The following is a 10,207-nucleotide window of genomic DNA, read 5'->3' as shown; positions in this document are numbered from 1 at the left end:
CTGGGCGAGTTCGAAGCCAAGTGGGACTTGGACTACCTGCCCATTGGCCAGTCCTGGCGCAGGAACTGGAGCCGACTGACGCCGTTTTTTGACTACCCGGCAGAAATCCGAAAGGTCATCTACACGACCAACGCCATCGAGTCGGTGAACATGGGGCTGAGGAAGCTGAGCAAGAACCGGGGCTCGTTCCCCAGCGACGAGGCGCTGACCAAGCTGTTCTACCTGGCCCTGCGCAACATCAGCCAGAAGTGGACCATGCCCATCCGTGATTGGAAGGCTGCGCTGACCCGCTTTACCATTCAGTTCGTAGACCGCATCTCCGTCAATTGAAGTCCGAAGCGAAGAAGCTGGCTGCCTGGGTGTTGAACCAGAAATAGCCCAGGGCTTCGCTCATAAAAAAACCCGCTGGAATCCAGCGGGTTTTTTATGCCGATGGCGCCATGGGCGTGGCCTTACTTGCCGGCAATGGAACGGATGAACGCCAACGTTTCACATCCGATCAAATCCAGGTCGTTGTCCAGCGTCGCCACATGGTAAGAATGGTCAAGCCAACGGAAATCGATCCGGCTGCTCCCCAGCCTACGCACGATTCGAGGGCCGTTGCTCGGATCGACGACGTGGTCCTCACGCGCCTGGATCACGAGGGCCGGGCACTTGATGCGAGGCAACAGATCGTGCGTCACGGCCATAAGGCCATAGACCTGCCGGAACGCGAGCACCGGCACTTCGGGATACGCCAGCTCGGTCACGCCGGGCGCCTTGATGTCGGAGCCAATGCCCGGTACGGTAGCCGGCAGCCCGGTGGCCAGAGCGAGTCCAGCCATGTCGGCGGAGTTGAGCTGCACCACGCCGTTGATGGGCACGGTGCCTCTGATGACGTCAGGATGCATGGCAGCCATGTACAGCGACAAGGTGCCTCCCATGGAGAGCCCCACCATGTAGATTTGTGAACAGGTCTTGCGCAGGCTGGTCAGTGCCTCCTCCACGGAAGCGATCCAGTCACTAGCTGTGGTGCGAGCCATGGCAGCCGGAGACACGCCGTGACCGGCCAGACGCGGCCCTATTACGGTGTAGCCAGCCTTGGCGATCTGTTCACCCAGGGGACGCATGCTCTGCGTGGTGCCAGTGAAGCCGTGGCATACCAACACGCCGACGTCGTTGCCGGCAAAGAAGAAGGGCTCGGCTCCAGACAGGATGGGTTCGTCACTCATGTGTTTTCCTTGTGGTCAAAAAGAAGCGGGGAAATTCATCGATTCTTCAGGCTGTAGGCCAATGCGGCGACCGCAATGATCGCGCCTTGCAACATCAGGCGCCCGGGTTCGCCCAGGCCCAGGCTGGTCAGGAAGTTGAACAGAAAGGTAAGCATGAAAGCCGCTACCGCCGGGCCTGCCATGCCGCCTTTGCTGCGCCCAAAGGTCACCCCTCCCAGGATGGCTGCGGCCAACGAGTTGAGCGCGAGATCCTGGCCCAGCGTGATGCTGCCCTTTCCGACGAAACCGACCAGGATGAACCCGCAGGCGACCGAGATCAACGCCGAAATCACATGAACGGCAAACACCACGCGCAGGTGCGGCAGGCCGGACAACGCAGCGGCTTGCGGGTTGCTCCCCACCGCATCCAGAGTGCGTCCGAACACGGTGCTTCGGAGCAAGAGCACCGCCGGCACCAGCGCGACCAGCCAGAGCAACACGGAAACGGGCCACCCATATACCCGCTGGCGCACCAGTTCGACCAAGAACTCGGGTGCATCCCCCGGGGCGCGAAACTGCGAGAGCGCCACCACGCAGCCCGTCAGGATCATCGACATGGCCAGCGTGACGATCATGGAAGACGCCCGCGTCCCGACGATCAATGCACCGTTGAGCAAACCGACCACCAGACCGAACAGAACGCACAGGCCTGCAGCCGCGGAGGACGACATCGGAAAGTAGCCACTGGTGAGCAGATAGGCAACCGCCACGATGACGCCGCCCGAGGACAGGTCGATGGAACGTGCCCGCATCACGAGCGACTGCCCGATCACCGCGAGCCCCAGTGGCGCCGCCTGGCGCGCGATCAAGGGCAGCAGCATGGCCGAAATAAGCTGTGGTCGCATCACCGCAGCGAGCAGCAGAAGGATCAACAGGGCAGCATAAGCCGGCGGCAGATCGCCCACCCACCGAAGCACCTTGCGCCAGGGCGCCGCTGGTGGCGTCGATGCAGAAAACACCGCACTCACAGGCCCACCACCTTTCTTCTCTGCGAGCACACGGCCAGCAACAACAACAATCCCGTCACCGCACCGCGCAGGAACGGCGAGATGCCGAACAGGTTGATGCCGTTGGTAATGAGGCCCAGGCTCAAAGCGCCAATGACAACGCCCAGGATGCTGCCCACGCCTCCGGTCAACTGCACTCCACCCAGCGCGACGGCAGCAACGGATTCAAGGCCAAACGCGGCCCCCATCGTGGGATCACCTGCGGAGACCCGAGCGGTCAGATAAATGCCGGCCACCACCGCCAGCAAGCTGCACAACACATAAGCGGCAACGACGACTGTTCGCGATTGCACGCCATTGAGATGGGCACTTCGGGCCTGTGCCCCCACGGCAAAGATGTGCAGGCCCAGACGAGAGCGATGCAGCAATACATACACTGCCAGCATGCACGCGGCGCACCACAGCAGAGGCAGCGGCACGCCCGCAGCGGTGCCGTTGACAAGCTGGCCGAGTGCGGGTGCCACTTGACCGCCTGGAATGGGCAATACCAGATATGCTAACCCCTGCAGGAACGTCATGGTCGCGAGCGTCATGATCAACGGATGAATGCCCGCGATGGCAATGCCCAGACCGTTGACCAGACCAACGCAGAGGCCCATCAAGAGCGCCAGCACGGTGCCGGTGAAGGGGTCCGCTTGGGTGGCGATCAGGCATCCCGCCAGGCTCATGACACTGCCGACAGAGAGGTCGATGCCAGCCACCAACGCCACCAGCATCTGCCCGAGCGTGACGATCAGGAGTGCGGTAATCTGGCCAGTGACATTGGTGAGGTTCTGTGCGGCCAGAAAGTTGGAGGCAGCCAGAGAAAGAAAGACGATCAGCAGCACGGGCAGTGCGAGCGTCATGCGGCCTATGCCGGTCCTAAACGTGTTCATGCGTGCGATGCCTCCTGCATCTCTTGTCTGACAGCGACAGGTTGGATCAGCGCGAGCGCCAGCAACTGCTCTTCGGTGGCATTCGCCGCAGGAACATCTCCTGCAATCTGTCCGCCGCTGACCATAAGAATCCGGTCACAAAGACCGATGAGTTCAAGCAGATCGGAAGACAGCACGAGCACGGCACCTCCCTGCTTGGCGAAATCTCGCAGCAATCCATAGATCTCGGCCTTGGCCCCAACGTCCACGCCGCGAGTGGGCTGTTCGACAAGCAAGGTGTCCACACCCGCGCAGAGCCATCGCCCGATCATCACTTTCTGCTGATTGCCGCCAGAAAGATCGCCCACGTTCTGATCAAGCCCCCGCGACCGCAACTGCATGCGCTCAGCCAGACCGATCACGACCTCGCGCGAACGCGGCGCGCCGCGAATCAGTCCCAGACCTCGCAGCAGGCCCAGTCCGATGTTGTCCGAGATCGGCAGGTCCAGATAAAGTCCTTCCTGCTTGCGGTCTTCGGGTACAAGGCCTATGCCCCGCCCCACTGCCCTGAGGGCTCCTTCGCGCGGATCGTACCGTTGCTCTTGCCCTTGCCGATCCCGGCGGACGACGTCGCTCCCGGCAGGGCGGATCACCCCGGCCAGAGCCCGCACTATTTCGCGCTGGCCCTGACCTTCCAGGCCACCCAGCCCAACGATCTCTCCTCTGCGCAGCGCGAAGGCGACAGGCGTGGCGCCGGGTGCGATCGTCAGCGCACGCACTTCGAGTGCAGCCAAACCTACATCAGCTGCCTCGGCGCGCGGAGGAAACAGCGCCAGCAAAGGACGTCCCACCATGAGGGCAATCAACCGATCGTGGCTCAAAGCCTCGATGGGCTCGGTCGTCACAAGACGACCATCCTTGAGCACGGTCACCGTATCGCACAACCGGAAAATTTCATCCAGGCGATGGCTGATATAGAAGACCAGCTTGCCCTGAGTCTTGAGCGACCTCAGCAAGGTCTCGAGCTTGTCGACCTCCGCGCGATTCAGCGGTGCCGTTGGCTCATCGAAGATGAACACCTGCGCATCGGTGCTCACACCTTTTGCGATTTCCACCAATTGCTGTTCGCCAACCGTGAGACTGCCACCTGCACGCAGCGGATCCAGCGAGATGCCGATCCGGGTCAGCACCGCGCGGGCCTCAGTCAACATGCCCGAGCGGTCCAGCAGACCCGCACGAGACCGCTCCCGACCCAACAACAGGTTTTCAGCCACGGTCAGGTTGGGGAGTACCGTCAGTTCCTGGAACACCGTGGAAATGCCGGCTGCGCGCGCTGCCGCCGGATCGCGCAGCGACATCGCTCGCCCGTTCATCAGAATTTCGCCTTCGTCGGGTTGGTGAACCCCTGCGAGCAGTTTCATCAACGTCGATTTGCCGGCGCCGTTTTCGCCTGTGATGGCATGGATGGATCCCGCTTTTCCCACAAGATCCACGTCCTGCAGCGCCACCGTTGAACCAAACCGTTTGCCTATGCGGCGCACGGCGATGAGATCGGCCCCCCCGAGGGAGACCGCTTGAAGATCGGTCATCAGAAACTCGGCCTCTCAACGACGGAACAGTTCCTTGAGCGTGGGTTCCGGCAGCGTGGAGGGCAGCCAGTAAGCGTCGTTGAGGTCCGGCCGGTAGAACTTATCCAGGTCGGCCTGCGTGATGGCGGGCGGCGACGAAAAATAGGAGCGGTACAACGGCTTGCCGTCCAGCAAGGCTGCGGCAGCGCGAACCATGGCGGCGCCCAGCCCGGGGGTGAATTGCGGCGCGACACTCTTCACACCGGTGGCTTTCCACACGCGCAAGAAACCGTTGTTGCCTTCACCCGTCATGGGGACGAGCGGCTTGCCGGTCTCCTTGAACACATCGATGCAGGCGCGCGTCATTTCGGCACCGGAGAACCAGATGCCGTCGACCTTGTCGCCAGAAAGCACCAGGTTTTCGCAGAGCTGCTTGCTCTTCGCGTAATTCCAGTCGCCGAAGACCTCCTTCGTCACTTTCATCGACGAGCCCTCGATGGACTTGCGGAACCCGTTGTAGCGCAACGTCTCCTCTTCCACACCAGCAACACCGCGAAACGCCCACACATTCCCCTTGCCATCGAGTTCCTTGCGCAAATACTCACCACCCTGACGGCCGAAGACCTCGCCCGCACCCATCAACTCGACGGTCGAATTCATCGCTTTGCCAAACGCACCGAACACTACCACCGGGATGCCCGTCTTCGCCGCCTTCTCCACCAAGGGTGCACCGATCGCCGAAGAAATAGGGCCTACGATCAGCACATCTACCTTTTTGGTCAGAAGGTCTTCCACGTCGGCCACTTGCTTGGCCGCTTGCCAGTTGGCTTCGACAAAAATGAACTCGCCGATGTTCTTGTCCTGCGCGGCGGCATGGCGCATTTCCTGGATCATCTGCACGATCCATGTGTTGCCCACGCCACCAAAGGACACGCCTACGCGCCAAGGGCCGGCCTTCTTGAACTGGCCGGGCTTGGTCTGTTCTTTCGACGTGGGCGTGAGCAGGTTGTTGGGCAACAACTCCACATCTGCCGCCAACGCAGGTGCACACAAGGCCACGGTGGTCGCCAGAACACCGATCCAGCGAAGGCCACGGAATTTGAGGTGAGACATGAAAGCTCCAGAAGATAACGACGGGGGGGCTTGTCCGAACCGCTCTTGGCCAGACAAGTTCGTTTTTGTTCGTTTCCATCGACGCCACGCCATCCAAATCGGGATGACTTATCTTTCGCGCTTCATACTGATGGCGCGCCTTGGGGAACAGCAGCCGGATAGGCTTTTGGACCGAAGCGAACGTCTTTCCGACATTCACTCCGCTTGCTGAAACGATCAATACGCACGGATTGTTCGATTGAATCTGTATTTTTATGATCAAGGTTTTCCCTATATATGATCATTTATTTTCGTTTTACCACCTGACTACTTTCGTTTTGCACCAGTTCACACTCTCCGTGGAAAAACAAAAAAGCCGCCTGGGGCTGATGCCCCGGCGGCAACGGATACGCAGGCCTCGCCAGAGCGAGACCTACCGTCAGTTGTTCTCTGCCAACGGCAGATGACTTCTTACCCCTGCTGGGACACGGTCACAAGGGAGATAAGAAACTGGCACAACTGCTGACGCTCTGAATGACCGCTGTTGGCGCTCACCGCTGTCCAGTCATCTTCCGTGCATGTCTCACATCAGCTTTTGGGCAGCCGCCAGCAAGTCAGCCGATTTGAACCAACTCGTGGTCAATGTACTTCTTCATTCAGAAGTCCCTGGGTAAGTTCCAAGGCGTCCTGGGTGCTCAGCCATGCTGGGCGCGGACGACCTTTTTTCGTGTCGCACCTGAGCACTGCATCGATCATGTTTGGGGGAATACCTGTGATCCCGATCCGCGCACCTACAAGTCCTCCGACTATGCAAGCATTCGTATCTGTGTCCCCTCCATACCCGAGGACACTTTGCAGTGCGTCGATGTACGGAGTGCCGAGTCGCATGTGATGAAAAGCGTGGATAAAGGCGATACGCACAAACCCCATGCTGTGTTGTCCGTCTGGCAATGTGCCAATGGCCGCATCTTCGAGCCATCCATGCACTTCCTCCGAGTCGTCTCTTGGGGCAAGTGCAAGCGCCCATCGCGCCTGCTCAAACGCACCCTCAGTGTCGTTGAGATGGAGTAGCAAATGCCGAATGGCAACTACGTAGGCAGCGCAGGCCCACAAACAGCTAGGATTTGGATGAGTGAGGCGTGCATCGTCGCAGGCGGCTTTCACCGCATCTTCCTGTGACACTCCTGTAGACCAGATGCCCAGCGCACTGGATCTCATGAGGGCTCCATTCGCCTTGGAGCCCATGTTGTACATCGCCGCTCTTCTCGAAACAGAATCGGCTATGAAATCTCCGTCTTCGATCGGTCCCCCGAGTGCTGCAGAGGTAGCTTGCCCCATATCGAATGGATTGCTGGCAACCCATGCGCGGTAGTTGGTCGCGACCTTCTCTCGCGGAAATACTGTAGAACCTACGAGGGCACGGGCGAGTGAGAGCGTCATCTCTCCATCGTCTGTGATTTGGCCTGGAGCTAGTCCAAAGACTCCTCCACCCTTCATTACTAACGCTTCGCCCACATCGGCCTGCGTCGGTATTCTTCCGAGGAACTCCAGTCGAGATCCTGCTGCGTCGCCGACCAATGCGCCTAGCAAACATCCTTGAGCCAAGTTCTGGATGGAATTCATGCTTTTCTTCCCGAGGAAAAATTCTCCTGCTCTGCGGCAGTACAGGCATCAAATGGAGGCGTGTCGGGTGCGTCTTCAGTCATCCACCGGCATAGTTCTCGCGACACGAAGTCCGCAAACACAGCCATGGAGTCTTGATCGTCAGGGATTGATTCTCCCGCCGGCCCCCGAGCATGAAAACTCCACACCTGGCCCATCCAAGTGACTCGCAGCCACACGTCACCATCCTTCCCACGCCAAAAGTCTGCGACGGAAGAACCGGACCCAGAAACGCCTCCCAGAACCGTACAGCCCACTCCGGGTACCAGGCAGCGCCTGAGACCCTTGGCGGAAAACGCAGGCAGGCTTGTCACTATGAGCGCGCTGGTCGAATTCAAGACGTAGCCCATTTCTTGCCAAAGAGCTCCTTGCCGTCTGTCACCAATGGACCAAATTCATGAGTCTCACGATTGAGAAGACGGTAGCCCGTCTCCGCCTTTTTCTTGGTATTGCACTGGTACAGCAAAACCTTGCACACTTGGTAAAGATCAGCCACTCGTTCCATACGGGCAATTTCTTCGCGCGTGGGTGTCTTTGCACCGCCGCCCTTGACCTGGATGAGCATGATGTCGAAGAGGTCTAGGTGCTTGAGGTCGGCGTCCTCGGGGGAGTCTGATAGTTCCCAACGCTTTCGGATGGCCAGGATGTCAACGATGCCTGCAGACTCTCGACCCTTAGGCCCCGGAAAGTCGACCCATTGCCACCTCCCGCCATGCTTGCGTGATTCACGGATCAAATGGGCCTTGGCCAAGGCGGTAGCTTTCTTTGCAGTGTCGATGGCACCTGTTGCAGCCTTTTGCCATTTTGTGACCGAATCAACTCCATCAATCGACGGGTTCTTTTGTTGCGAGTCCGCGTGCAGGGCAACCTCTGGTGGAGTCTCGATCCTTTTACGCATCTGAGCCTCCTTCAGCAAAGAAATTCTTGGTACTCAGTTCAGATTCACCGTCCCATCGGTAAGCGACCAGCGGACCACCTTTCCCGGCGCTGTAATCCACACACGCAATCTTGCTGCTCTGGAGTACAGGCTCGCCTTGCATCCAGTAGTGGCCCATGAAAACCGGTTTGCGCTGGTCGTAGATAGGCCTACTCTGAGCAGGTACGGTTGCTGCGGGAAGCGCCATACGCGCCTCATCCGGCATGAGCGCCAAATCTCGATAGCTATGACTGGTTTCGTCCCACCAGCGAATGCGCACATTGCGCCGTTCGTGCCCGTCCTTGTCAAGAAACGCGTGCCCGTCAGGGAGCGCGACTTCCAAACCCTTGGTCAAACCCTCAACTGCTTCAAATACCGCGTCGCCCTGACGGCTCGCCCGGACCATCAATTCCGTGGTCAGTGTTTGCGAGGGCCCCAGCAAAGGTTTGAGTTCCGAGATGTAGCCGTCATGCCAACAAGCGTGAATCACTCGCAATTCGGGCAGGTCCAGCCAGAGCGGCAAGGTGAGAAACCATTCGATGATTTCATCGTGCAGTCGCGTCCCCTCAACCTCCGCCAGGAAATGCTGGTGCTGTTGACGGTTCTTAGCGCCGGTTGCACCGTGGCGCGGACGCAGAAAGAACCCTTCCGCAGTGGCAGGGTCTGCGGTGTGCCATGCAATTGCATTGAATTCGTGATTCCCGAGTATTGCCAGGGCGCTGCCAGACTCCACCATGGCGCGCACGATCCTGTAGGTGTCCACCTGCCGAGGCCCCCTGTCGATGTAGTCGCCCACAAAGATGGCTCTGCGATGCGGGTGCTGAAATGCCCCGGCTTTCAGCCGATACCCCATCCCCTCCAAGAGAGCCTCTAACTTGCTCGCCTGACCATGTACGTCTCCGACGATGTCGTAGCCCATGAGATCCCCCTTAGTTGCATAATGCCACTATTGTGCATGTGTTAGTGGCAATTTGCAATTATGATTAAGAATCGTGAACTCTTCCCACTCGTCAGTGTCGATATCGCGTTGTTCAGCGTGGTCGATGAGTGCCTTAAAGTGCTGCTGGTGAAGAGGGCGCAAGAACCCGAAGTCGGGCAATGGGCATTGCCTGGTGGCGTGCTCAAACCCCATCTGGACAACTCTCTTGAAGCGACGGCGCGCCGAGTACTAGCCGACAAGGTGGCCATTGAATTGCCACATCTGCAAGAAGTGCGCACATACAGCGGGCCAGACCGCGACCCCCGAGGGTGGTCTATCGCCGTCTTGTTTTATGCCTTACTACCTCTGGACAAGACCGATGCCGTTGTCCGTAACAAAGTAGAGGCAGTGGAATGGGTGGACGTTGTCTCTCCAAAACGCCGCCTGGCTTTTGACCATTCGGAACAACTGGAGGTAGCGGTCCAGAAACTGCGGGCCAAAGTGACAGCAGATGTACTTCCCCTACACCTGCTGCCCGAACACTTCACGTTGTCGCAGTTGCAAAAGGTGGTCGAGATCATCTTGGGTCATCCACTCGACAAGAGTTCTTTCCGACGACGCCTGAAGACATCGGACGACATTATTGAGACCGATGAGTTTGTGCGAGGGGCACAACGTCCGGCGCAAGTTTTTAGGGCCAGGCAGGACTTCACGTTCTAGGAAGGGGAGATTGGCTCGTGAAGACGAGGCTCAGCCCAGATGAGCTGTAGTGAACTGGTGAGATATTCAGATGCAAGGCAACGCCCTCTGAGCGAGGCTAGAACATTCAAATAAGCCCACTCCCAATGACGCGTCGGCAGTGGAAATGTGATTCCATTCTCCTGTCTGATCGGGATGTACGGGCTCCGCTCAAGCGAAGGACTCTACCTACGGGTGGAG

Annotated in this window: 10 protein-coding genes; 2 read left to right on the top strand and 8 right to left on the bottom strand. The window is 58.9% G+C overall.

From position 1 onward, the window contains the following. The coding region (locus ACK4OE_RS20175; RefSeq protein ID WP_409887438.1) for a transposase at window positions 1–330 on the top strand (330 nt) is incomplete at its 5' end. A gap of 122 nt (window positions 331–452) precedes the next feature. Here ACK4OE_RS20175 and ACK4OE_RS20170 read toward each other — a convergent pair. The 8 genes from ACK4OE_RS20170 to ACK4OE_RS20135 form a co-directional block, all read right to left on the bottom strand. Then, entirely contained in the window at window positions 453–1,211 is a 759-nt protein-coding gene (locus ACK4OE_RS20170) for an alpha/beta hydrolase (protein WP_409887436.1), read from the bottom strand. 35 nt (window positions 1,212–1,246) lie between these two features. Further along, on the bottom strand, window positions 1,247–2,218 hold the full coding sequence (locus ACK4OE_RS20165) for an ABC transporter permease (RefSeq protein ID WP_409887434.1): 972 nt from the start codon (window positions 2,216–2,218) through the stop codon (window positions 1,247–1,249). Further along, complete coding sequence (locus tag ACK4OE_RS20160; RefSeq protein WP_409887432.1) at window positions 2,215–3,102, bottom strand: ABC transporter permease; 888 nt, start codon at window positions 3,100–3,102, stop codon at window positions 2,215–2,217. The genes ACK4OE_RS20165 and ACK4OE_RS20160 overlap by 4 nt, the downstream gene beginning before the upstream one ends. A gap of 26 nt (window positions 3,103–3,128) precedes the next feature. After that, window positions 3,129–4,700, bottom strand: a complete 1,572-nt coding sequence (locus ACK4OE_RS20155; RefSeq protein WP_409887430.1) for a sugar ABC transporter ATP-binding protein — start codon at window positions 4,698–4,700, stop codon at window positions 3,129–3,131. 15 nt (window positions 4,701–4,715) lie between these two features. Beyond that, entirely contained in the window at window positions 4,716–5,792 is a 1,077-nt protein-coding gene (locus tag ACK4OE_RS20150; protein ID WP_409887429.1) for an ABC transporter substrate-binding protein, read from the bottom strand. Window positions 5,793–6,410: 618 nt separating this feature from the next. Continuing rightward, on the bottom strand, window positions 6,411–7,394 hold the full coding sequence (locus ACK4OE_RS20145) for an ADP-ribosylglycohydrolase family protein (protein WP_085942525.1): 984 nt from the start codon (window positions 7,392–7,394) through the stop codon (window positions 6,411–6,413). 373 nt (window positions 7,395–7,767) lie between these two features. Beyond that, window positions 7,768–8,331: a hypothetical protein gene (locus ACK4OE_RS20140; RefSeq protein ID WP_409887427.1), complete on the bottom strand. Its 564-nt coding sequence runs from the start codon at window positions 8,329–8,331 to the stop codon at window positions 7,768–7,770. Next, window positions 8,324–9,268: a metallophosphoesterase gene (locus ACK4OE_RS20135; RefSeq protein ID WP_008904223.1), complete on the bottom strand. Its 945-nt coding sequence runs from the start codon at window positions 9,266–9,268 to the stop codon at window positions 8,324–8,326. The genes ACK4OE_RS20140 and ACK4OE_RS20135 overlap by 8 nt, the downstream gene beginning before the upstream one ends. A gap of 60 nt (window positions 9,269–9,328) precedes the next feature. Here ACK4OE_RS20135 and ACK4OE_RS20130 point away from each other — a divergent pair, with 60 nt between their 5' ends. After that, a complete protein-coding gene (locus ACK4OE_RS20130; protein WP_008904224.1) occupies window positions 9,329–9,988 on the top strand; it encodes an NUDIX hydrolase in 660 nt (219 codons plus the stop codon). Window positions 9,989–10,207 lie beyond the last annotated feature (219 nt).

Source organism: Acidovorax sp., from assembly GCF_046314175.1.
Taxonomy (GTDB): domain Bacteria; phylum Pseudomonadota; class Gammaproteobacteria; order Burkholderiales; family Burkholderiaceae_C; genus Acidovorax.
Note: the sequence above shows the minus strand (reverse complement) of the source record. Positions and strands in the feature narration are given on the sequence as shown.